Raw genomic sequence first — 23,440 nt, forward strand, 5'->3', positions numbered from 1 at the left:
GAGCTTCCCCACACCATGGTTCGATCGTTACTTCCCGCAGTCAGGTGGACTACCTTCTTCCGACGGAATTCTTTCCGTGTGGTGGCAGGTGCGTGTCTGCTGGTGGGCGTGCTGTCGTCGTGTCGAGAAACGGCAACCCCGGAAGAAGAACCTTTGCCGGAAGCCAAACCGGTGGAACTTACCTTACCACCCTATTTCTCCAGGAAAAACATCTTTGACAACCCGGCGAATCCGCTGACCGATCAGGGCATTGCGCTGGGCCGGATGTTGTTTTACGACACACGCCTCTCGGCCGATGGCACGGTGGCCTGTGCGACGTGTCACCAACAGGAACACGCTTTTGCCGATACAGAAGCGCGGGCCGTGGGCATCGGTGGGCAGGTGGGGCGGCGCAGTAGCATGTCGCTGGCGAATCTTTTGTGGGTCAACCGGTTGTTCTGGGACGGGCGTGTAGCCACCTTGGAAGAACAGGCCCTCCATCCGATTCAGGACCCGCTGGAAATGGGGAGCACACCGGAAGAACTGGCCCGCAAACTGCAGGGGCTAGACGACTACCCCCGGCGGTTCCAGATCGCCTTTGGGACCGATCAGATTAGCCCCGACCTCATTACCCGGGCGCTGGCGCAGTTTCAGCGTACGCTCATCTCGGCCGACTCGAAATACGACCGCTACCTGCGGGGCGAAGCCCAGCTTACCGAGCAAGAGGAGCGGGGCCTTCTGCTGTTCCAGACCCATCCGGAACCCACCATCGGACTGCGCGGCGGCAACTGCGGTGACTGCCACGTCGGCGTGACCTTCGGGGGCGATGCGACCGAATTCCGGGGATTTTTCAACAACGGCATTACGACCGGTTTTACCAGTGCTGCCGACTTGGGGCGGGAAGCGCAAACCGGCGATTCGCTGGACCGGGGGCGTTTCCGGGCGCCTTCGTTGCGCAATATTGCACTGACCGCGCCCTACATGCACGACGGTCGTTTTCAGACGTTGGAAGAGGTACTCGACCATTACAACCAGCCTGATTTGTTCGGGCGACCGAACGTGGACCTCCTGATCCGGCAGGGCACGAACGACCCTTACGCCGACGGACGGACGCCGGGGCGGAGCCTGATGTTGACCGATCAGGAAAAAGCGGACATCGTTGCGTTTCTGCATACGCTGACCGATACCACCTTCATTCATAATCCTGATTTTGCCGATCCTTCTCAATCCGAATAGCTATGAAATTCAAGTACGGTATTGGCCTGACCCTGAGTGTGTTGCTGGGATTGGGGGCCTGCGAAAAAACTCCCGTCGAAAAGGCGGAAGAGGGAACGCTGTTGCTGACGTTCGAGCATACGTTCGGGCAGGACGCCTTTCAACTGGGCGAAGCGTTTACCACCACGAGCGGCGACGCGTTGCGAATCAGCGACCTGCGCTACTTCATCAGCAACGTGAAGCTGCGCAACCGGCAGACCGGCGAATTCTACCTGGAGCCCGACAGCTACCACCTGATGGAACTGGCCTCGGGGCAAAGCCTGGACAGCATCCGGCTCGAACACGTGGTGCCCGGCACGTACGACGAACTGGAATTTGCCATTGGGGTGGACAACGCCCGCAATACGTCGATCGATCAGATCGGCGACCTGGACCCGGCGAGTGGCATGGCCTGGAACTGGAACACGGGCTACAAGTTTTTTCTGCTCGAGGGGACGTATTTCAGCGATACGGCGCAGGCCGACCGGGCGCTGACCTACCACATCGGGGGAAATGCGAACTACCGCATCCTGAAATTTGCGTTACCGCTGACTGCCGACCCGCCGCTGACGGTGCGTAATCAATACACGACCGAAGTAAAGATGCAGGCCGACCTGGCGGAGGTGTTTGAGGAACCCCATCCCATTCGCCTTGATGAATTAAACTTTGCGATGTTCGAGCCGGTCAGTTCCGGCAAAATCGCCGACAATTATGCAACGGGTGTTTTCAGTGTGGCCGACGTGGTGTTGCCCTCGCTTCCGGATTAAGGCGCTCCTCTTCGGAGGGATGATGCTGGGAGCCTGTCAGGCCCCGGAGCGGACTGCCGACGCGGCCCTTGCGCCCCACGTACGGGCGGTGTTGGGCGCGCCGGTGCCTGCGCCTGCCAACAATCCGTCGACGCCCGAAGGCATTGCCCTGGGGAAAAAACTGTTCTTCGATCCGATCTTGTCGGCGAACGGGCAGGTGTCGTGCGCCACGTGTCACCAACCCAACCGCGCGTTCTCCGACGGCCAACCGCTCAGCACCCTGGGCATAACGCACCGTCCCTTGTCCCGGCATACGCCCGCCCTCATCAACGTCGCCTGGATGCCGGCCCTGTTCTGGGACGGAGGCGCGCGCAATCCTGAATCGCTGGTGTTTGGTCCGCTGACGCACGTCGACGAGATGGGCACGGACCTGCGGCACCTGGTCCAGACCTTGCAAGACCACCCAACCTATCCGGCGGCGTTTCAACGTGCCTTTGGCTCCGATTCCATTACGTCGGCTACGGTGGCGCGTGCGCTGGCGCAGTTTACCCGCACGCTGGTGTTTGCCGATTCGCGTTACGACCGCTGGCAGCGACAGGAAGCGGGGGGAGAGCTCACCGCGGCCGAGCAACGGGGACGGCACCTCTTCGAACAACGGTGTGCCGGGTGCCACACGCCCGGCTTGTTTACCGACAACCGGTACCACAACAACGGACTGGACCGGGACTTTGCCGACACGCGCGAGGAAGGTTTGCGCCAGGGACGCTACCGGATTACGTTCGATTCGGCCGACCTGGGACGCTACAAAACGCCCACGCTGCGCAACGTCGCACAAACCGCGCCGTACATGCACGACGGCCGCCTGGCTACCCTGGACGATGTGCTGGCGCATTATCGCTTCGGGGTGCAGCCTTCGCCTACACTGGATGCGTTGTTGCAACAACCGGACGGACCGCCCGGCATCGGACTGACCGATGAGGAGACCGCCGACCTGAAAGCTTTTCTGCTGACCCTGACGGAAATCACGGAGGCGCAGTAGCGCGGCTGATTACATCCGTACGATCCGTTCCAGTTTCTGGGTGTTTTTTACCTGAATGCGGCTGCCGGCCACCACGACCAACCCCTCGTCTTTAAAATCGCTGAGCGTGCGAATGACCGTCTCTTTGGCCGTGCCGACCAGGCTGGCGAGGTCTTCCCGGCTGATGCGGAAGCCTTCGGCGTCGGCTTGTTCGTGCAGCGAGAGAAGGGCCTGGGCGGTGCGCTGCCGCACGGAGTGATAGGCCATGCGGAGCAATTGCTCTTCCCGTTCCATCAGGTTGTGCGAGAGCATTTTGATGAATTTCAGCGAAACCGCCTGGTTGCCGTAGAGCAACGCCAGAAAGTCGGTCTTGGGAATGGACGCGATTTCGGCATCTTCCATCACAATCGCGGTTTCGGAGTACGCTCCCTCTTCGAACAGGGCCTGATAGCCGAAGAAATCGCCGGGGCCGTACATGCCCGTGATGTACTCGCGGCCGTCTTCGTTGCTCTTAAACGTTTTGACCTTCCCTTCCTGCACAAAATAGAGCGATTGGGCCGAATTGCCTTCCAGAAAAACCGGCCGTTTCTTGGGGTATTTGCGGAGTTTGTATTGTTGGGGCAGGTCCTTCAACTCGTGGATGGTACCGGCGTCTTCCAGCAGTTGGTGCAGGCCCTGCAGGCTGTTGGGGTAGTCGCGCTGGTGCACCCGACTCTTTTTCAGTCGAACGTCGACGGCCTCCAGAAGCTCGTTATCGTCGAAAGGCTTGGTCAGGTAATCGTCCGCGCCCAGGGTCATGCCCTTGCGAAAATCTTCCCGTTCGGCTTTGGCGGTCAGGAAAATAAACGGAATGTGGGCAAGTTCTTCCTGCTGGTGCAGCATGCGCAGCACGCCGTAGCCGTCGAGTTCCGGCATCATGATGTCGCAGATGATCAGGTCGGGGCGTTCCTGCCGTGCCAGCGTCACGCCCACTTTACCGTTTTCGGCGGTCAGTACCCGGTAACCGGCGAGTTCCAGAATCTCGGCTGCGTTTTCACGGATTTCGAGGTTGTCTTCGATCAGGAGGAGGGTAGTCATAGGAAGAGGAGTTTGCTCCACCAAAGGTAGTAGGTCGGACGTGAGTTCCAAGCGTGCGCCGTCGCAGGGCGGCTATTCCGTCTCGTATTCGTCGGGCGTGAGTTCCATCGGCAGGCGGACGATGAAGGTAGTGCCCTCGTTGGCACGGCTTTCCAGCGCAATCGTACCGTGTTGCAGCTCGACGTACCGTTTCACGATGTGCAGGCCCAGGCCGGTGCCCTGAATGTTGGTGGCGTTGCCCGCCCTGAAAAAGCGGTTGAACAGATATTTCTGTTCCTTTTCGGGAATACCGATGCCCTGGTCCTGCACCCGGAGTTCAACCTGAGCGTCAGGGGTAGGGGTGAGGGAAAGCGTGATGCGCTGGCCTTCGGCAGAGTACTTGATGGCGTTGGAAAGCAGGTTGGTGAAGATGGCTTTGATCAGTTTACGGTCCAGCATCGTCTCGGTCAGGCGTGGGTCGTCTGCCTCTACCCGAATCACCTGCCCGACCTTGGCCACACTCTGCATCTCTTCGGCGGTGATCTGCGCCAGATCTTGCAGGTCGAGGAGGGCCGGTTGGACGTGGATTTTCCCTTCGTCCAGTTTGCCGATCGACAGGAAATCGTCGAGCACGCCCACCAGATCGTTAACGCTGCTTTTGATGCGGTCCAGGTGTTTGCTGATCCGTTCCGCTTTGTTTTCGGCAGTGCTGTCCTGGTATTTCCGCACGAGCGAAGTCGACGACAGAATGGTGCTCAGGGGCGTTCTGAACTCGTGCGAGGCCATCGACACGAAGCGCGTCTTCAGCTCGTTCAGCTCGCGTTCCTTCTTCAGGGCGTTGCGCATCTCTTCTTCGGCGTGCTTGAGTTCCGTGATGTTTTCGCCCACCACCAGCACCTGCCGAATGGGCCCATCGTCCGAAGGAAGGGGCGCGGCGTTCAGAATGAAGGACTTGGATTGCACTTCGACCTCCATGGTGGCGCTTTCTCCCCGAAACGCTTTTTCCAGAAACAACTGCACCGTCGCACGAATGTCGTCGGGCAGGTCCTGCAACAAGGGGCGGTGCAGCAGTGCCGTGCGGTCCAGCTTAAGTTCCTGCAGGGCTTTGCCGTCCAGCAACACCAGGCGATACGCGGCGTCGATCACGCTGATGATGCCATCCGGAAAGTTCTGTACCATCGCGTGGTAGAGCGCCTGCGTTTCGCGCAGTTCGGCATTGGTCCGGGCCAGTTCGGCGGTGCGGTGTTCTACCCGCTGCTCCAGCTCTTCTGCGTTGCGTTTTAGCTGGGCACGGCTCTCGCGGAGGGCATCGGTCGTGCGTTTGCGTTCGGTCACGTCGATGATGAACGCAATGACGTACATGGTGCCTTCCAGGTGCACGTAGTTGAGGCCTGCCTCAATGTAGAACTCGCTGCCGTCTTTGCGGCGGGCGCTCAGGTCCATGTCCCGTCCCATGCCGCGCGCGTGCGGCTTATCGTAGTAGTGCTGGCGGTGCGCCTGGTGCTGGTGCCGCAGCCGTTGCGGAATCAGAAGTTCCACCGCCTGGCCGACCATCTCGTCGGAATCGTAACCGAACAACCGTTCGCAGGCCGGATTAACCATCACGATCATGCCGTTCTGGTTGGTGACCAAAATACTTTCCTGCGAGCCTTCGAACATGGCGCGGAAAATCTTTTCGCGTTGGGGCAGAACGGACGGCGAACGGTGGGCAGATTCCATAAAGTAGCGTGATGGCGGGATGTAGCTCAAAGATAGGGCTCTGGCGTATACGAAATGTGACAAAAGTCATTCTATGTACTTACAGGCATCATCCTTTCGGGGGAGCGGGCCGTGTACTTTTACTTATTCATGATTTTTAACCCCTCAGCCCCATGGATTCGTTACGCAACATACTCGTGCCGACCGATTTTTCTGCCTGCTCCAAGCAGGCCATACGCTTTGCGCTGCAGATTGCCCGTTTGTCTGGCGCACGGCTGATTCTCTACCATGCCGTGCACCCGCCGGTCAGCACTTCGGTCAGCATCATGATCAACAAACTGATTCGCCAGATGCGGCTGGACGCCGAACGGGACCTCAAGCAGCTGTTGCTGAACATGCCGGAGCTGCAACAGGTCGCCCCTCAGATCATTCTGGAAGCCGGATTTATGGAAGACCGCCTGCCCGAACTCATCGCGCAACACGAGGTCGATCTGGTTGTGATGGGAACACGCGGGGCCAGCAAAGGCATTGCGTCCGTGTTGGGGAGCAACACCACGCGGGTCATCGAACAGGTAACGTGTCCCGTTCTGGCCGTACCCGAGAAAGCGTCGCTGGCGCCCATTCGGCGTATTTTGTTCGCCACGGATTACGAGCCTGTTCCTTCCGAGAAGGTGATCGCTCCGCTGGTAAAGCTGGCGCAGATCTTCGATGCCGAAATTACGGTGCTGAAAGTCGACGAAGAAGAGCGGGGTGCCCTGACGATGACCGAAACGCTAGGCAAGGTGCGGCTGCAACTGTACTTCGACCGGGTGCGCTCCAGCTACCACCTGACCACCCACGAAGACGTCGCCGAAGGCATCGAAGACTACATTCGGATGTACCCGATCGAGATGCTGGCCATGATGCCCCGCCGGCACACGGTGTTCGAGCGCCTCTTTAAGGAAAGCCATACGCGCCGGATGGCGCTGCATACAAACTACCCGCTGCTGACGTTCCGGGCTTCTTAAGTACGGACCGATCACGACGATTCACAAGATGAGCACCGCCATTCGTGCCCAGGAGGAAATCGCGTGTTTTCACTGCGGCGATGTGTGTCAGGAGGCGCCCCGCTGGCAGGACGAACACGCGTTCTGTTGCCAGGGCTGCCAGACGGTATACGATCTGCTGAAGGGGCACGCCCTGACGGGCTATTATACCGTAGAAAAAACACCGGGGCGTTCGCGCAAACATCCGGCTCCTGCCGCACGGTACGCTTTTCTGGACCAGCCCGACCTGGCCCGTGCGTTTCTGACCTTCGAGGAGGGAACGCTCGGGCAGGCGACGTTTTTTCTACCCGCAATCCACTGCAGCGCCTGCATCTGGCTACTCGAGCAGTTGCCGGCCCTGCAACCGGGCGTCCGGCAGGCGCAGGTGCGGTTTGCTGCCAAAGAACTTTCGGTGACCTTCGACCGCGACGCCGTTTCGTTGCGCGAACTGGCCGAGTTGCTGGACCGCCTGGGCTACCCGCCCGACCTGTCGGGAGGGGCTACCGGCCGGCAAAGCCGCCGCAAGGTCGACCGCACGTTCGTCCTGAAAATCGGCGTGGCGGGCTTTTGCTTCGGCAACATCATGCTGCTGAGTCTGCCCGATTACCTGGATGCCGACTTTGCAGTAGAGCCACTTTTCCAGCGGTGGTTCGGCGCATTGAACTTCCTGTTGGTGCTGCCGGTCGTGTTTTACGTCGCCAGCGACTACTTCAAATCGGCCTGGACGGGTCTGCGTCATGGCTTCGTGAACCTGGATGTGCCCATTGTGCTGGGCATTGTGGCGCTGTTCGGCCAGAGTGTGTACGAGCTGCTGACCGACACGGGAGCGGGGTATTTCGACTCGCTGGCCGGGCTGCTGTTCTTTCTGATGCTGGGGAAGTGGTACCAGAGCCAGACGTACAAAGCGCTGGCCTACGACCGGGATTATACGTCGTATTTTCCGGTGGCGGTCACCCGGCTGGTGGACGGGGTGGAATGTACCACGGCCCTGAAAGACCTGCGGGCGGGCGACTGGGTGCTGATTCGCCATCAGGAGTTGATCCCGGCCGATGCCGTGCTGCGGGAGGGCGACGCGCACATCGACTACAGCTTTGTGACCGGTGAGGCCACTCCCATCGAAAAGCAACCGGGAGAGGCCCTCTTCGCCGGGGGGCGGCAGTTGGGCGGGCCGCTGGTGCTCGAACTCCAGCAACCGGTGGCGAACAGTTACCTGACCCGCCTCTGGAATCAGGAGGTCTTTCAGAAACCCGAGGCGACCGGGCTCTCGACCATGGCCGATGGCCTGAGCCGCTACTTTACGCTGACCATCCTGACGATCAGTGCCCTGACGGCCCTGTACTGGGGGTGGCACCAACCGTCCTCGATAGGACCGGCGGTGACGGCCGTCCTGATTGTGGCCTGCCCGTGTGCCCTGGCCCTGGCTGCCCCTTTTGCCTTGGGACACACCTTGCGCTTGTTTGGCAAATGGGGCTGTTACGTAAAAAATGTCGGCGTGCTGGAACGCCTCGCGCAGGTGGATCATCTGGTGTTCGACAAGACCGGGACCCTCACCGAAACGCAGGCGCACCGGGTGCATTACGAAGGAGACCCCCTCACTGCCGAGGAACAACGTCTGCTGCACGCGACCGTCCGCAACTCTGCGCATCCGCTCAGCAAGGCAATCTACCAGGCCGGAGCCGCTTCGACTCCTGTCGTGTCGCTCACTGCGTTCGAGGAGCATACCGGGCGGGGCATGACCGCTTCTGATGGAACACGCACGTTACGGCTGGGGGCCGCCTCGTTTGTGGGGGGCACTACGACGGCTGCGGAAGGGACGCAAGTATTCGTTGCGGTCGACGGCGTGGTGAAAGGCCATTTCCAAGTAGAAAATACGTACCGGCGTGGGCTGGAGCCGCTTTTGGAAACGCTACAGACCCGCTACACGACTCACCTGTTGTCGGGCGATGGCGAGCGGGAACGCACGCGACTTCAACCTTACTTTTCGGCGTTGCACTTCCGGCAGAGCCCGCTTGATAAACTCCACTACCTGAAGACGCTACACCAGGCCGGGCACCGGACCCTGATGGTCGGCGACGGACTGAACGACGCCGGGGCACTGAAACAAAGTGACGTGGGCATTGCGGTGGCCGACGACATCTACCATTTCTCTCCGGCGTGTGATGCGATTCTGGATGCCCGCCAGTTGCCTCACCTCGATCGCTTTCTGCAGTTGGCGAAAGCCAGCCGCCGGACGGTCCTTGCGGCGTTCGGCCTTTCGTTCGTGTACAACGGAGTGGGGTTGGCCTTTGCGGTGACCGGGCAGTTGACGCCGCTCGTGGCGGCCATTCTGATGCCGCTCAGTTCGGTGACGGTGGTCGGGTTCGTTACCGTCCTGACCAACGCGTACGCCCGACGGCTTTTTGGGAAATAAGCCGCCCTACGTTGCACTTCCCTCGTGTTTTATAAGATTTAAAAAAAGGCCCGCAGGTTCTGCTGCGGGCCTTTTTTGTGTGGATTCGCGTGAGATTAGTCTTCGTACGAAGGCGATACCACCCGGGGGGCACCCGCCAAAATGCGTTCGTCGGCCTCGTACTGTTCGAAGTTGCGGATAAATTTCTCGGCCAGCCGCTCGGCCTGCAAGTCGTAGGCGGCCGGATCGTCCCAGGTATTGCGCGGATTCAGCAACGCCGTCGGCACCCCCGGGCAGGCGTCGGGCACCTGCAGACCAAACACCGGATGGACCGAAAACGGGACTTCGTTCAGGTTACCATTGAGCACGGCCGTGATGCACGCGCGTGTGTGGGGGAGTTTCATGCGGGTGCCCACACCGTAAGGGCCACCGGTCCAGCCGGTGTTGATCAGCCACACCTGCGTGTGATGAGCCTCCATCTTTTCGCCCAGCAACCGGGCGTACTGCGCCGCCGGCAGGGGCATAAACGCCGCCCCGAAGCAAGTCGAAAACGTGGCTTGTGGCTCGTTGATGCCTTGTTCCGTACCTGCCACCTTGGCCGTATAACCCGACATAAAGTGGTACATGGCCTGCGCCGGATTCAGGCGTGCGACGGGCGGCAGCACTCCGAAGGCGTCGGCCACCAGGAAGAAAATATGGCGGGGATGCCCGCTGCGCGAGGGCAACAGGACGTTTTCGATGTGATTGATCGGGTACGCCGTCCGGGTGTTGGGCGTCACCACCACGTTGGTGTAGTCAACGGTCCGGGTTCCGGGGAAAAAGCGGGTGTTTTCGAGGATGGCGCCGAACCGGATGGCGCGGAAAATATCGGGTTCTCTTTCTTCGGTCAGGTCGATGGTTTTGGCATAACATCCGCCTTCGAAGTTGAACACGCCGTTTTCGGACCAGCCGTGCTCGTCGTCACCGATGAGCCGCCGTTGCGGATCGGCCGACAGCGTGGTTTTGCCCGTGCCCGACAGACCGAAGAAGATGGCCGTGTCGCCCTCCTGCGTCCCGACGTTCGCGGCGCAGTGCATCGAAAGGACGTGGTGCTGGTGGGGCAACAGGAAATTCAAGAGCGAAAAAATGCCTTTTTTAATTTCACCAGCGTAGCCCGTGCCGCCGACCAGAATCATCTTCTGGGTCAGATTCAAAATGGCAAAGTTGGCCTGGCGGGTGCCGTCGAGCGCGGGATTGGCCTCAAACTCCGGCACGTGAATGACGTGGTAGTCAGGTTCGAAATTTTCCAGTTCCTCTTCGCTGGGGCGCAGAAACATGGTATGGCAGAACAGGTTGTGGTAGGCGTTGCGGTTGATGATCCGCACCTTGAGGCGGTACGCCGGATCGGCCCCGGCGTAGACATCCCGCACAAACACCTCCTGGCTTTGTAGGTATGCGCCCATTTCGCGACGCAGCACCTCGAATTGGTCGGCCTCAAACGGTTGGTTGATGGCGTTCCAGTCGACCGTGTCGGCCGTGAGGGCGTCTTTCACGATGAACCGATCTTTGGGCGAACGGCCGGTAAATTTTCCGGTGTCGCACATCAGCGCGCCGGTCGATGTGAGTTGTCCTTCGCCGCGTTGCAGCGCCATTTCGATGAGTTGGGCGGGCGGGAGGTTCCAGTAGGCGCGGGCTGTGTGCGTGAGGCCACAGCTTTCCAGGCCCATACGCTTCGATTTTTTACCGATTTCTTCCATGCTTGCAGGGGGTTAACGTGAAGGGAAAAGCACCGCATGGGGGCTGATAAAAGGGCGCGCCCTGCGGTCATGATGGGCAACAAGGTAAGGGAGGCCCCGTAGTGGGGGAATGACGGATGTCGGGCCGGCCGATGATCCTCGTCATATTACGGAAGTGGTTGGTTGCCAACCGTTTCGGCATGATAAAAATACGCGATTGGGATGACGAAGCTCATTTTTGTTGGCGGGCCGACCGCGTAGTTTTGGCTTATTATCACGCTAAAACGAGCCCATTATGAAACCGCTTCGCCACATCCTTGTCCCCGTTAATTTCACCCTCTGTGCAAAAAATGCCGTTCGCTTCGGGCGGGCCTTTGCCGAGCAAACGGGCGCTACCCTTTCGTTGCTCTACGTACACGACGGCGATCTGCCCAGCCCCGACGAGCGGCGGCAGATGACGGCCTGGAAAGAAGAATTGCTAGACGAGATGCGCGCACCGTACCAGCTCCACTTCCGGGGGGGGAAGGTCGTCCAGGCCATTTGCGAAGTGGCTGAAGCCTACCAGGCCGACGTACTCTTTATGGGCACCACCGGCATTCACCAGCCCAGCATGGTGTTGGGCTCGTTGACGTGGCAGGTGATGGTCGAAGCGCCTTGCCCGGTGCTGGCCATTCCGCAGGAAGCCCGCATGGAAGCGATCCAGAAGGTTGGGTTTATGAGCGACCTGTCGGCCATCGAGAAACCCCAGTCGCTGTACCCGCTGTTTTTCCTGGCCGACCTGTTTTCGGCCGAGTTGCACATCGTGAACGTAAAGAAACGTGCCGCCGGCATTTCGTCCGAGAAAACGCAGGCCGCCCTGGCATTGGAACATGAACTGGAGGACATTCCGCACTGCTTCCACATCATCGAAGACCAGGATCTGGTGCATGCGGCCCGCACCTTTGTGCAGCAGTACGACATCGACCTGCTGGCGATTATGCCGCGTAAGCATACGGACCTCGAACAACTCTTTGCCGGAAAGCTGACGCAGCAACTGGCACTCCACCTCGAAACGCCCCTGCTGGCCTTTCACGAGGCCTGATCTCCACCAAACACCCACCGTTTGCAGCCAGTGGCCGCCTGAGGCGTACCGCTGGCTGCTGTTTTTTCGCGACACTTACGTGCTTTATGGACACACGTTCTGCTGCGTGGCACTACCTGCTCGACAAAGCCTGGCCCCTGCGCACCAAACTGGGTTTGTTTCTTCTTGTCACGGGCTTGGCCCTTTTGGGTGCCTACATGCTGCGGACTCCGGCGCTGTCCGAAGCGGGGTTTCATACCCTGGTCATTCTGCTGCTGGCGGCCGGTCTCTGGATCAGTGAAGCCATTCCGGCCTTTGCGGTGGGGCTGCTGGTGATCGGCCTGGAGCTGCTGCTGCTGAGTTTTCGGCCCAACGACCCCACACCCCTGGCATGGGAGCAGTTTGTCAACCCGTGGGCGAGCCCGGTCGTCTGGCTGCTGCTGGGCGGATTTTGTATGGCGACGGCGGCCGAGCAAACCCGGCTTGATCAGCGGCTTTCGGCGTTTATGGTTTCGTTTTTGGGACCGAAGCCCGGCATGTTCCTGCTGGGCATTCTGCTGACCACCGCCATTCTGTCGATGTTCATCTCCAACACCGCCACGGCCGCGTTGATGATGACGGTGATCGGCCCTTTTGTGGCGCGCCTCGGTCCTCACGAGCCCTTTCGGAAGGCCCTGCCGCTGGGCATTGCGCTGTCGGCCTCGGTAGGAGGGATGGGCACCATCATCGGGAGCCCGCCGAACGCCATTGCGCTGGGATACGTGCAGTCCATTGGGCTCGACATTTCATTTCTGGACTGGATGCTGTTCGGCGTGCCGCTGGGGTTAGGGCTGGTCGTGCTGGTCTGGGCCGTTCTGCGCTGGCGTTACGCCGGGGCGTTGCAGACCTTACCCGGGCTGCCGACCGAAGCGGAGGCCGCTGCGGCGCGACATTTTTCACTGGCGCAACTGATCGTGATGGGCACGTTTACGGTGACCGTGGGGCTCTGGCTTACCTCCGCGTGGCATGGCGTCAGTGTGGCAGCCATTTCGTTTCTGCCCATCGTCGTCTTTGCCGTGACCGGCATCCTGAAAAGCGAACAAATTCGGCTCCTGCCCTGGGATACGCTGATGCTCGTCGCCGGCGGGTTGTCGCTGGGGGTGGCGATCCGGGAAACCGGCCTGGCCGACTACCTGGTCGGTGCGCTGCCCCTCGACCCGTCGGGGCAGGTAGCGTTTACGATCCTGCTGCTGGGTTACGTGACCGTCGGGTTGTCAAACATCATGAGCAACACGGCGGCGGCTACCATCCTGATTCCGCTGGGCGGCACGCTGCTGCCCGAACACGCCCTGCCCGTAGCTGTGGTGATCAGCCTCTCGGCCTCGGCGGCGGTGCTGTTGCCCATTTCCACGCCCCCGAACGCCATCGCTTATGCCACGGGTTGGCTCCGCCAGAAAGATTTTACGCTGCTGGGACTGGTCATCGGCCTGCTGGCCCCGCCGCTGTTTGTCTGGACCATGCAACTGCTGGGCTAGCAAAAAAAAGAGCCGACGGTAGGGTCGGCTCGGGGTGTTGGTGGTCATGTTTTACCGTCGCGATCCGTAGGCGACGATCGAAAATTCGGGAAGCATTCGGGCGGCAGGGAGCGGGTCTTTGGCGGGCTTGAGCTTCGCGGCTTTGCCCACCGAAAAGTTGACCGGCATAATGAAACGTGCCGTGCAGGGCTGGTCGTGCAGTTGCGCCGGAACCCAGGGGCCGGTGACCTCTTGCAGGGTGCGGATCACCTCTTCTCCACAACCACCGCCAATGTCCTGTTCCACTTTGTAGTGGTGCGGATTGCCTTCGGCATCGACTTCGAACGACACGTAGACGGTGCCTTTGATCGACTTGGCCTGAGCCGATTCCGGATAGCGTATGGTCTTCGCGATGTTGTGGTACCACAGGTCGGTACTGCCCAGGTACCGGGGCGCTACGTCCAGGGACTGTTCCACCCATTCACCGCCTTGTGCTACGACGTACGGCTCCGGATCTTCCTGCGCAAAAACGACCTCTCCTGACGAGTGATCGAACTCCAGCTCGAGCTCGCCCCGTTCGTCGTAATACTCCCAGGTGCCGTATTTTTCATCGTTCTGCAAATAACCCTTTTCGTAGGCGTTTTCGACCAACGTCAGGTTTTGGGCAAGAAGTGGCTCCGGCAGCAGCACCGCTACCGGAAGAAGCAACCCGAACGACAGCGTGAGCGGATGGCGCGTCGCGCGCGGAAGCCGGATTAAGAAAAAGTGAGTCAGGAGATTACTTTGAAGTGATGCCATGGTCTGTGCTTGATTGGTACCAGAAGGTAAGCGCCTTCTTTCAGCCGATCAAACCGGAGTATACAGGTCGATACAAGCAAAGACAATCGGTTGAATTTTTTGAAGGCAATGCGGGAAGCCTCCGTTTCGTTCTTACATCAAAAGCACATAGCGGGGGAGCATCGGTCGGAGTCGCTCGAACTACAGAGTTACACCCGATACAAGCGGGGAAGCATTTTGAGGTAAGAGTCGATGGCCTTAGCCTCCCAGGGCCATACGCCAGCGGTCGTAGGGTAAATCAGCTGGAGTGCGCTGAAGTGATCCCTTCCGTAAAGCCATTGCGCCCACCCGAAGTATTCAGCGTAATGGAGTCGATCCACCTTTTTAAAAAGTACCGGAAAGCCTTTCAGGAATCCGTCGTAATACCGGTCGGCTTCAAACGTTTCGCCGTTTTTGATCCGGTTGTTGTATTCGTTGATGATCCCATGGGTTAGCTCCCGTTTCAGGCCCGTAATGATCAGTTCCGGCTGACCGGTACATTTCTCTATGCCCATCGAATAGCAAAAAGGAGGGGAGTCGTCCTCGGCCAGCACGTGCAGAATATGGCATCCGTATACCTCGATATCCTGTAGGGCTTTCACTTCGTTAGGTTTCATGGGCATTAGGTAACTGGAGCTTACTTATCCCAGCTTGATGAACACGGGTACGACCATCCGAACGCGAACGGGTTGACCGCCCTGCCGGCCAGGTTGCCACGGCGAGGTTTCACGAATCACCCGGATCAGTTCCTGATCAAGCAAAGGGTATGGACTTTCTGTAGCTGATCCGCGAGTGACAGGGGTAAACCCAGAGAGGGTGCCATCCTTCTCTACGATGAATTTTACAAACGAGCTGACGCAACCTATCTCTTCTTTTCCCCAGTATGCTGGCGGGACGTGGAGATGTTTTGACAGATACTTGTTAAAGGCTTCCATCCCCCCTTGTGGGGTCGGTTGCACCTCAGCCACTTCGTAGGCCTGGCTGGTGTCCGATACCACGAGGAGTGAGGAAGGAAGCCAGAAGGGGTCACTTGCCTGTGCCATCATTGCACTGTGCCATAAGAACAGACAACCCACGAGAATCCGGTACAGCATCAGGGAATGTGTTGAGTCGGAAGATACCCATTTTCTTGTTGTTGTGAATAGGCACCCCATCCCACGAATCGCCCCGCCCCCGCGCACTCATCCACCAGTTCACTCAATCGCTCAATTCTATGCGCCCTCTCCCGCGCTAAAACCTGATCAAAATCATCTTCTGGCCTGAGAGGCATCATCGGTGTTGCAGGCGTTCGGCGGCACTTTTGTGCATCAACCGGATACGTCTATGAGTGCGCTGTTTATTCTGATTGGAGTGAGTCTGGTCGTCGCCAGCGGGTTTCTGGGAGCTTTTCTGTGGGCTACCCACGCCGGCCAGTTCGACGACGACTACACCCCCTCGGTGCGCATGCTTTTCGACGACGACAAACCCGATTCAAAACCCGAATAGTTCATGGAATCATCTACCGTAGTAGCCCCGGGAGGCGCCCTCGACCCCGCCCTCGCCGGAAGGCTCGAAACGTTCCGCTACGACAACAAGATCGTCAAGTTCTTCGCCATCGCAACGGTGGTCTGGGGCATTGTGGGCATGCTGGTGGGGCTGACCGCCGCCATCCAGTTGTTTTACCCCGACCTCAACCTGGGCATTCCCTACACCACCTTCGGGCGCATCCGGCCGCTGCACACCAACGCGGTCATTTTCGCCTTTGTGGGCAACGCGCTGTTTTGTGGTATTTACTATTCGATGCAGCGCCTGCTGAAAACCCGCATGTTTTCCGATGCGCTGAGCTGGCTTCACTTCTGGGGCTGGCAGGCGATCATCGTGGCAGCGGCGCTGACGCTGGTGATGGGGTACACCACCTCGAAAGAATACGCCGAACTGGAATGGCCCATCGACATCGCCATCACGCTGATCTGGGTCGTGTTCGGCATCAACATGATCGGGACGATTCTCCGCCGCCGCGAGCGCCACATGTACGTGGCCATCTGGTTCTACCTCGCAACGTTCATTACGGTGGCGGTGCTGCACGTGGTCAACTCCTTCGAATTGCCCGTTACGTTTATGAAGAGCTACTCCTGGTACGCCGGGGTGCAGGACGCGCTGGTGCAGTGGTGGTACGGTCACAACGCGGTTGCCTTCTTCCTGACCACCCCGTTTCTGGGCCTGATGTACTACTTCCTGCCCAAGGCCGCGCAGCGTCCGGTCTATTCCTACAAACTCTCGATTATTCACTTCTGGGCGCTGATTTTCATCTACATCTGGGCGGGTCCCCACCATCTGCTTTACACCGCCCTGCCCGACTGGGCACAAACCCTGGGTGTGGTCTTCTCGATTATGCTGATCGCGCCGTCGTGGGGCGGGATGCTGAATGGCCTGCTGACCCTGCGGGGGGCCTGGGACCGTGTGCGCGAAGATCCGGTGCTGAAGTTTATGGTGGTGGCCGTGACGGCCTACGGGATGGCGACGTTCGAAGGGCCGATGCTGTCGCTCAAAAACGTGAACGCCATCGCGCACTTCACCGACTGGATCGTGGCGCACGTGCACGTCGGCGGGCTGGGCTGGAACGGCTTTATGACGTTCGGGATGCTCTACTGGCTGGTCCCGAGAATGTGGAAGACGCCGCTGTATTCGAAGTCGCTAGCAAACTTCCACTTCTGGATCGGTACGCTGGGTATCGTGTTCTACGCCCTGCCGATGTATTGGGCCGGGTTTACACAAAGCCTGATGTGGAAGCAGTTTACCGAAGCGGGCTTCCTGCAATACCCCAACTTCCTGGAGACCGTCACGCAGATCAAACCGCTTTACATGATGCGGGCGGGTGGCGGTGCCCTCTACATCGTCGGCGTGCTGGTGATGGCCTACAACCTGATGAAAACCGCGGCGCAGGGTCAGTTCCAGAGCGAAGAAGAAGCGCAGGCACCGGCCCTCGTGCCGCTGCAAACCCGGCCGAAAGGCGAATACTGGCACCACGTGCTGGAGCGCATGCCCGTCACGTTCACCGTGCTGACGCTGGTGGCCATTCTGATCGGGGGGATGATCGAGATGATCCCGACCTTCCTGGTCAAGTCCAACGTGCCGACCATCGCTTCGGTGCAGCCCTACACGGCGCTGGAACTGCACGGCCGCGACATCTACATCCGCGAGGGCTGCAACAACTGTCACTCGCAGATGGTCCGCCCGTTCCGCTCCGAGACCGAACGCTACGGCGAATACTCCAAAGCCGGGGAGTTTGTCTACGACCACCCGTTCCTGTGGGGCTCGAAACGCACGGGGCCAGACCTGCACCGCGTCGGCGGGAAATACCCGGATTCGTGGCACTACCATCACATGCTGGACCCCAACACCATGTCGCCGGGCTCGCTGATGCCGCGCTACCCGTGGTTGCTCGACGACCCCATCGATACGACGCTGACGGCGGGTAAAATCTCTGCGATGCGTACGCTGGGTGTGCCTTACGGCGAAGGCTACGAAGCACAGGCCAACGGCGACCTGTCGCAACAAGCCGACGGCATCGCGGCGAGTCTGAAAAGCGCCGGCATCGAAACGGCGTCCGACAAAGAAATCGTCGCGCTGATCGCGTACCTGCAACGCCTCGGCACGGACATCAAAGGGGACCGTGGCGATTGAGCGAAAGTAAGGCTCTTCGCCGCATGGAGTCAATCTGCTATTTGCAATCTGTAATCTGAAATTCGTTATGAAATTTACATACTACCTGGAGCGTGTGGCCGACGTGGAAATCTGGCCCATCGTTTCCCTCACCATCTTCTTCATTTTCTTTGTCTGTCTGCTGATCTGGGTCCTGCGTGCCGACCAGGGCTACATCGCCCACATGGCCGACTTGCCCGTGGCAGACGGAAACCAGGAAGTGGTGCCCGGAAAGGAGGTGCGCCATGAGTAGCCCGAAAACCGGCCGAACGAGTCGTCGCTTCCGGCGGATGGCTTTCCTGGCGCTGGGCGCGTTCGGGGCCGGCGCTTTGAATACCCTGCAAGCGCAGGATGTGGCGGATGAAGCGGCCAGGACCCCGGTCACCAACGACGAACTGATGCTCTGGCTGCTGATTGGGCTGATGGGGACCGTGGTGGTGCTGGTGTTGTGGGTAGCCGTCTACATGCTGGTGCTGTTGCAAACGGCGCTGCAACGGATGGAAGGTCCGCAAATGACCCCGGAGGGCGTCGTCATCCCGCCGAAAACGACCTGGACGTGGCTGAAGGAACGTCTGACCGATGCCGTACCGGTCGAACGCGAATCGGCCATTCTGCTGGACCATAACTACGACGGCATCCGCGAACTCGACAACCACCTGCCGCCCTGGTGGAAATGGGGATTCTACTTCTCGATCGTCTTTGCGGCCGTCTACGTGTACCTCTACCACGTTGCCGACGCGCTGCCACTGTCGGACGAAGAGTACCGGCAGGAAGTGGCGGTAGCCGAAGCGCAGGCGAAAGCCTACCAGGCCCTACTGGCCAGCAGCCTCGACGAAACCAACGTAGAAGCGACTGCCGACGCCAATGAACTGGAGCACGGAGCCACCCTCTTCAAACAAAACTGTGCCGCGTGTCACGGGCAGGCCGGGGAAGGCGGCGTCGGCCCCAACCTGACGGATGTTTACTGGCTGCACGGCGGCAGTGTCGGCGATGTGTTTGCCACCATCAAGTACGGCATCCCCGAGAAGGGGATGATCTCCTGGCAGAGCAAACTGACGCCCGCCGACATCCGCGACGTCGCCAGCTACATTCTGATGTTGCAGGGAACCGATCCGCCGAACGCCAAGGAGCCACAGGGCGACAAGTATACGCCTCAGGAGTCGGACGAAGTCGCCACGCAGGCCAGTCTGTGAGCGCAGAGAGCAAAGGGCAGAGCACAAAAAGCGTTTTGTACCCTGCTCTATTCACTCAATCACACACGCACTCAATCGCTATCGTAGTGAAACCTGACCACGAACAATACCGCGATTCCATTGCCACGGTCGATGCCACCGGCAAGCGGGTCTGGGTCTATCCGAAAAAGCCACAGGGGCGGTTGCACAACTACCGCAGGGTGTTCAGTGTGCTGTTGTTGGCGCTCTTTTTTGCAGGGCCGTTCATCACGATCGGCGGCCAGCCGCTGTTGTTGCTGAACCTGTTCGAGCGGCGGTTTGTGCTGCTGGGGCAGGTCTTCTGGCCACAGGATTTTTACCTGTTCGGGCTGGCGATGATCATCTTCGTGTTATTCGTCATCGTGTTCACGGTGGCCTACGGGCGGCTGTTTTGCGGCTGGGCCTGTCCGCAGACGGTGTTTATGGAGATGGTCTTTCGGAAGATCGAGTACCTGATCGAAGGCGACGCCAACCAGCAGCGGAAACTTCAGGCTGCCCCCTGGACGACTGAAAAGCTCCTGAAAAAAGGGTCGAAGCATTTCCTGTTTTTCCTGATTGCTTTGCTCTTCACGCACACGGTGATGGCCTACCTGATCGGAATCGAGCAGGTTTCTGCCATTGTCTCTTCGCCGCCCAGCGCCCACTGGGCCGGGTTTACAGGTCTGGTATTTTTTACCGGCGCGTTCTACGGCACGTTTGCGTTTATGCGCGAGCAGGTCTGCATTGCGGTCTGTCCCTACGGTCGCTTGCAGGGCGTCTTGCTGGGGCGGGAGTCCATCGTGGTGGCTTACGACTGGCTGCGGGGCGAACCGCGGGGGAAAATCCGGAAACAGCCGCCGTCGACGTTTGCCGAAAAGGTAGTGGGCGATTGTGTCGACTGTAGCCTGTGTGTGCAGGTCTGCCCGACGGGCATCGACATCCGGAACGGCACGCAACTGGAGTGCGTCAACTGCACCGCCTGCATCGACGCGTGCGACGGCGTGATGGAAAAGGTCGGCCGCCCCAAAGGTTTGATCCGGTACGATTCGTTGCAGGGCATCGAGGAGCGCCGCCACTCCGTGTTTACGCCGCGCATTTTGGGCTACTCCGCCGTGTTGGTCGTGCTGCTGGGCCTGTTCAGTTACCTGCTGTTCAGCCGTACTGACGTAGCTACCACCGTGCTGCGCGTGCCCGGCATGCTGTACCAGGAACAGCCCCACAACCGCATCAGCAACCTTTACAACATTCAGTTTGTCAACAAAACGTTTGAGCCGATGGCGCTCGACGTGCGGCTGAAGGCACCCGAGGGCGGCTCGCTGCGTCGGGTAGGGGACGAAGCCCTGACGCTGCCGCCCGGCGAGATGGTGGAAGGCGTGTACTTTATCGAATTGCCGCGCTCAGATTTGCAGGCGCGCAAAACCAAGATCACCCTCCAGATTTTCCGTCAGGACGAACTAATCGACGAGATCGAAACCAGTTTCATGGGCCCCGCGAAGTAGGGGGCAGGTGGTACGTCAAAAGTCTCAGGTCGCGGGTTCGGTTTAGCACCGGATGCATCCCGAACTCCAGGTAGCGTGCCCGCCCTTTTGCCGGAAGGTAGAAGAGCGGGCACGATCCTTTTGCGAAGTCCGGGATGACCGGACGCTCCGCCCTCTGCGCAATTGTGCGGCTGATCAAAGTCATTTTCTCCTCTGACGTGCCTCATCTCCCTTTTTGCGGAAGCGACCGATCTTGCCCAAAAATCCGAATGCCATGAATTGGGGCTATAAAATTCTTTTTGGATACCTGGGCTTTGTCGCGCTGATCGTCACCCTGGTGACGCTCTGTGTGCGGCAGGAGGTCTTCCTGGTTGCCGACGACTATTACCGACAGGAAGTGGCCTACCAACAGCAGATCGACAAGATCGAAAACGCGCGCCGGTTGCCTCAGCGGCTGGCGATGAACTATGATCCCGACGGCCAGCAGGTCGTGTTCAGTTTCCCACAGCGGGAAGGTTGCCAGGGAGAGATTTACTTCTTCCGGCCGTCGGATGCGACGCAGGATTTCCGCATACCGGTGCAGACCGAAGCCACCGGGCGGCAGGTGGTTCGGGTGCAGGCGAAACAACCGGGCCTGTGGCGCATCAAAATCACCTGGCAGGTGGGGGACCAGCAGTTCTACGACGAACAGACGGTCGTGATCTGAGTCGTGCAGGTTCGCCTGCAGTCGACCTGAACCTAACTATATATCAGCCATTTGTACCTCAACTCATGTTACTCTGGACGGCCTTCGTGGCGGGAATGATCGGAAGTTTTCACTGTGTCGGGATGTGCGGGCCGATTGCCCTGGCCATTCCCGGACGGACGGTCCTGAACCGCCTTGCCTATCAGCTGGGGCGGGTACTGACGTACGCCGCCCTGGGAGCCGTTGTGGGGCTGTTGGGCCGGAGCTTTGTGCAGGTGGGCTGGCAACACTACCTCGCACTGACCGTGGGCCTGCTGATGTTGCTGCTGGCCGGGCTGCCTTCTACCTGGGCACCGCCGGTGCCAGGGTTGTACCATCTGACCAACGGGCTCAAAGCGCAATTCCGCGCGCTGCTGGGGCAGCGGTCGCTGCTGGCCTCGGGCATGGTAGGCATACTCAACGGCCTGTTGCCCTGTGGGTTGGTCTATGTGGCACTGGCGGGTGCCGTGGTGAGTGGCGATAGCCTGCAGGGCGCGGCCTATATGGCGCTCTTTGGCCTCGGTACGCTACCGCTGATGCTGGCGGTTTCGTTGGCCGGGGGGCTGATTCCGGTGCCGGTGCGACAGCGCATGCGCCGGGCGGTGCCCCTCTTCATCGTCGGGCTGGGGCTTTTGTTCATCCTACGTGGGCTCAACCTGGGCATTCCGTACGTAAGTCCGAAACTGCCGGTCGCCAAGGCCTCTTCGGAGGTGGTATGCCATTGAGTAATAGAGTGAGTGATTAACGATCAGCTAATGAATACGCATCTGATTCAGAAATACAACGTGCCCGGGCCGCGGTATACGAGTTACCCCACGGTGCCTTACTGGGACGAGACGCCGCCGACCGAGTCGACTTGGCTGGCTAACGTGCGCGCTACGTACGAGGCCACCCGGCACCAGGGCATCAGCCTGTACATTCACCTGCCTTACTGCGAACGTTTGTGTACCTACTGCGGATGTACGACCCGCATCACGGTCAATCATGCGGTCGAAACGCCGTACATCGACGCCGTGCTGACCGAGTGGCAACTGTACCTCGATGCCCTGGGGGAAGCCCCTCTGATCAAAGAAATCCACCTGGGCGGCGGGACACCTACCTTTTTCAGTGCCGCGCACTTGCAGCGACTGGTACGGGGACTGACCCGTGGTGCCCGACTCAGTCCGGATGCGGATTTGAGTTTCGAAGCGCACCCGGCCAACACCACCGACGCCCATTTGCAGGCGTTGTACGACGTAGGCTTCCGGCGCCTGAGTCTGGGTATTCAGGATTTCGACCCGAATGTGCAGCGGATCATCAACCGGCGGCAGTCGTTTGCGGAGGTGCAGGCGGTCACCGAAAGCGCCCGTAACCTCGGGTACAATTCCATCAACTTCGACCTGATTTACGGCCTTCCGTTGCAAAACGCGCACACCATGGCGCAGACGCTGGCCTACACTGCCGCCCTGCAACCCGACCGCATTGCGTTCTACAGCTACGCGCACGTGCCGTGGCTCAAACCGGCGCAACGATCGTTCGAAGCGTTTCTGCCCTCCGGCGAAGCCAAGCGCGCGCTGTACGAACAGGGGAAGCAAAGCCTGGAAGCCCGAGGCTACCGGGAAATTGGGATGGATCACTTTGCGTTGCCGACCGATGCCCTTCACCGCTCCGCACAGGCCGGTACGCTGCATCGGAACTTTATGGGCTACACACCGCACCAGACGCAACTCCTGATCGGGCTGGGAGCGTCGGCCATCGGCGATGCCTGGACGGCCTTTGCGCAGAACCCGAAAGCGGTGGAGCCTTACCTGGAAAGCCTCCGCGCGGGGCGTCTGCCGTTGCAGAAGGGCCACGTGCTGACGGACGAAGATCTCGTGCTGCGGCAACACATTCTGGCACTGATGTGCCGCCTGGAAACCCGCTGGAATCCCCTGTTGCCCGAAAACGAGGTCCTGAATCAGGCGCAGGAACGGTTGCAGGAACTGGAAGACGATCGCCTGATCGAACAAGGCCCCGGCTACGTGCGGGTGCTTCCCGAGGGCCAGCCTTTTGTCCGCAACGTGTGTATGGCCTTCGATGCGCGTCTCTGGAACCGCCGCGCTGCCTCTCCTCTTTTTAGCCAAACCGTCTAAGCTTACT

Annotated in this window: 21 protein-coding genes; 15 read left to right on the forward strand and 6 right to left on the reverse strand. The window is 59.6% G+C overall.

Features of this window, described 5'->3' with window-relative positions:
- Positions 1–15 precede the first annotated feature (15 nt).
- From BLR44_RS00065 to BLR44_RS00075, 3 genes are read left to right on the forward strand one after another with little or no spacing between them, the layout of a single operon-like run.
- A complete protein-coding gene (locus tag BLR44_RS00065) occupies positions 16–1,215 on the forward strand; it encodes a cytochrome-c peroxidase (protein ID WP_089679003.1) in 1,200 nt (399 codons plus the stop codon).
- 2 nt (positions 1,216–1,217) lie between these two features.
- On the forward strand, positions 1,218–2,000 hold the full coding sequence (locus BLR44_RS00070) for an MbnP family protein (protein WP_089677697.1): 783 nt from the start codon (positions 1,218–1,220) through the stop codon (positions 1,998–2,000).
- Complete coding sequence (locus BLR44_RS00075) at positions 1,945–3,018, forward strand: cytochrome-c peroxidase (RefSeq protein ID WP_218126978.1); 1,074 nt, start codon at positions 1,945–1,947, stop codon at positions 3,016–3,018. Before BLR44_RS00070 ends, BLR44_RS00075 begins: the two co-directional genes overlap by 56 nt.
- 9 nt (positions 3,019–3,027) lie before the next feature.
- Here the strand turns inward: BLR44_RS00075 and BLR44_RS00080 are convergent, their stop codons facing one another.
- The gene (locus BLR44_RS00080; RefSeq protein ID WP_089677699.1) at positions 3,028–4,074 is read right to left on the reverse strand and encodes a response regulator; all 1,047 of its coding nucleotides are present in this window, start codon (positions 4,072–4,074) and stop codon (positions 3,028–3,030) included.
- Between the two features lie 72 nt (positions 4,075–4,146).
- Positions 4,147–5,772 carry a sensor histidine kinase gene (locus BLR44_RS00085; RefSeq protein ID WP_089677700.1) on the reverse strand — a complete coding sequence of 542 codons (1,626 nt, stop codon included), beginning with the start codon at positions 5,770–5,772 and terminating at the stop codon, positions 4,147–4,149.
- Between the two features lie 152 nt (positions 5,773–5,924).
- Here BLR44_RS00085 and BLR44_RS00090 point away from each other — a divergent pair, with 152 nt between their 5' ends.
- Positions 5,925–6,758, forward strand: a complete 834-nt coding sequence (locus BLR44_RS00090) for a universal stress protein (RefSeq protein WP_089677702.1) — start codon at positions 5,925–5,927, stop codon at positions 6,756–6,758.
- 28 nt (positions 6,759–6,786) lie between these two features.
- Positions 6,787–9,186, forward strand: a complete 2,400-nt coding sequence (locus BLR44_RS00095) for a heavy metal translocating P-type ATPase (protein ID WP_089677704.1) — start codon at positions 6,787–6,789, stop codon at positions 9,184–9,186.
- A gap of 95 nt (positions 9,187–9,281) precedes the next feature.
- Here BLR44_RS00095 and pckA read toward each other — a convergent pair whose 3' ends face one another.
- Positions 9,282–10,901: a phosphoenolpyruvate carboxykinase (ATP) gene (gene pckA / locus BLR44_RS00100; RefSeq protein ID WP_089677707.1), complete on the reverse strand. Its 1,620-nt coding sequence runs from the start codon at positions 10,899–10,901 to the stop codon at positions 9,282–9,284.
- 274 nt (positions 10,902–11,175) lie between these two features.
- Here pckA and BLR44_RS00105 point away from each other — a divergent pair, with 274 nt between their 5' ends.
- Positions 11,176–11,961: a universal stress protein gene (locus tag BLR44_RS00105; protein WP_089677709.1), complete on the forward strand. Its 786-nt coding sequence runs from the start codon at positions 11,176–11,178 to the stop codon at positions 11,959–11,961.
- Positions 11,962–12,047: 86 nt separating this feature from the next.
- Complete coding sequence (locus BLR44_RS00110) at positions 12,048–13,454, forward strand: SLC13 family permease (RefSeq protein WP_089677710.1); 1,407 nt, start codon at positions 12,048–12,050, stop codon at positions 13,452–13,454.
- Between the two features lie 51 nt (positions 13,455–13,505).
- On the opposite strand, the gene BLR44_RS00115 is transcribed toward BLR44_RS00110, so the two are convergent.
- From BLR44_RS00115 to BLR44_RS00125, 3 genes are all read right to left on the reverse strand, one after another.
- The gene (locus BLR44_RS00115; RefSeq protein WP_089677713.1) at positions 13,506–14,231 is read right to left on the reverse strand and encodes an energy transducer TonB; all 726 of its coding nucleotides are present in this window, start codon (positions 14,229–14,231) and stop codon (positions 13,506–13,508) included.
- A gap of 188 nt (positions 14,232–14,419) precedes the next feature.
- Positions 14,420–14,866: a DUF4262 domain-containing protein gene (locus tag BLR44_RS00120; protein ID WP_089679010.1), complete on the reverse strand. Its 447-nt coding sequence runs from the start codon at positions 14,864–14,866 to the stop codon at positions 14,420–14,422.
- Positions 14,867–14,890: 24 nt separating this feature from the next.
- Positions 14,891–15,343 carry an energy transducer TonB gene (locus tag BLR44_RS00125; RefSeq protein WP_089677715.1) on the reverse strand — a complete coding sequence of 151 codons (453 nt, stop codon included), beginning with the start codon at positions 15,341–15,343 and terminating at the stop codon, positions 14,891–14,893.
- 229 nt (positions 15,344–15,572) lie between these two features.
- Between BLR44_RS00125 and ccoS the strand changes: the two genes are divergently transcribed.
- From ccoS to hemN, 8 genes are all read left to right on the forward strand, one after another.
- Entirely contained in the window at positions 15,573–15,734 is a 162-nt protein-coding gene (ccoS, locus tag BLR44_RS00135) for a cbb3-type cytochrome oxidase assembly protein CcoS (protein WP_089679012.1), read from the forward strand.
- A 3-nt stretch (positions 15,735–15,737) separates the two neighbouring features.
- Positions 15,738–17,912 (forward strand): cytochrome-c oxidase, cbb3-type subunit I, encoded by a 2,175-nt coding sequence (gene ccoN / locus BLR44_RS00140; protein ID WP_089677719.1) that lies wholly within the window; start codon positions 15,738–15,740, stop codon positions 17,910–17,912.
- 67 nt (positions 17,913–17,979) lie between these two features.
- Entirely contained in the window at positions 17,980–18,183 is a 204-nt protein-coding gene (locus BLR44_RS00145; RefSeq protein ID WP_176955833.1) for a cytochrome C oxidase Cbb3, read from the forward strand.
- A complete protein-coding gene (locus BLR44_RS00150; protein ID WP_245705927.1) occupies positions 18,176–19,123 on the forward strand; it encodes a cbb3-type cytochrome c oxidase N-terminal domain-containing protein in 948 nt (315 codons plus the stop codon). The genes BLR44_RS00145 and BLR44_RS00150 overlap by 8 nt, the downstream gene beginning before the upstream one ends.
- Before the next feature lie 86 nt (positions 19,124–19,209).
- The gene (gene ccoG, locus BLR44_RS00155) at positions 19,210–20,619 is read left to right on the forward strand and encodes a cytochrome c oxidase accessory protein CcoG (RefSeq protein ID WP_245705928.1); all 1,410 of its coding nucleotides are present in this window, start codon (positions 19,210–19,212) and stop codon (positions 20,617–20,619) included.
- Between the two features lie 253 nt (positions 20,620–20,872).
- Entirely contained in the window at positions 20,873–21,304 is a 432-nt protein-coding gene (locus tag BLR44_RS00160) for a FixH family protein (RefSeq protein WP_089677723.1), read from the forward strand.
- A 65-nt stretch (positions 21,305–21,369) separates the two neighbouring features.
- Complete coding sequence (locus tag BLR44_RS00165; RefSeq protein WP_089677725.1) at positions 21,370–22,047, forward strand: sulfite exporter TauE/SafE family protein; 678 nt, start codon at positions 21,370–21,372, stop codon at positions 22,045–22,047.
- Positions 22,048–22,077: 30 nt separating this feature from the next.
- Complete coding sequence (gene hemN, locus BLR44_RS00170) at positions 22,078–23,433, forward strand: oxygen-independent coproporphyrinogen III oxidase (protein WP_089677727.1); 1,356 nt, start codon at positions 22,078–22,080, stop codon at positions 23,431–23,433.
- Positions 23,434–23,440: the final 7 nt, after the last annotated feature.

Source organism: Catalinimonas alkaloidigena (assembly GCF_900100765.1).
In the GTDB taxonomy this organism is placed as follows: Bacteria; Bacteroidota; Bacteroidia; order Cytophagales; family Flexibacteraceae; genus Mooreia; species Mooreia alkaloidigena.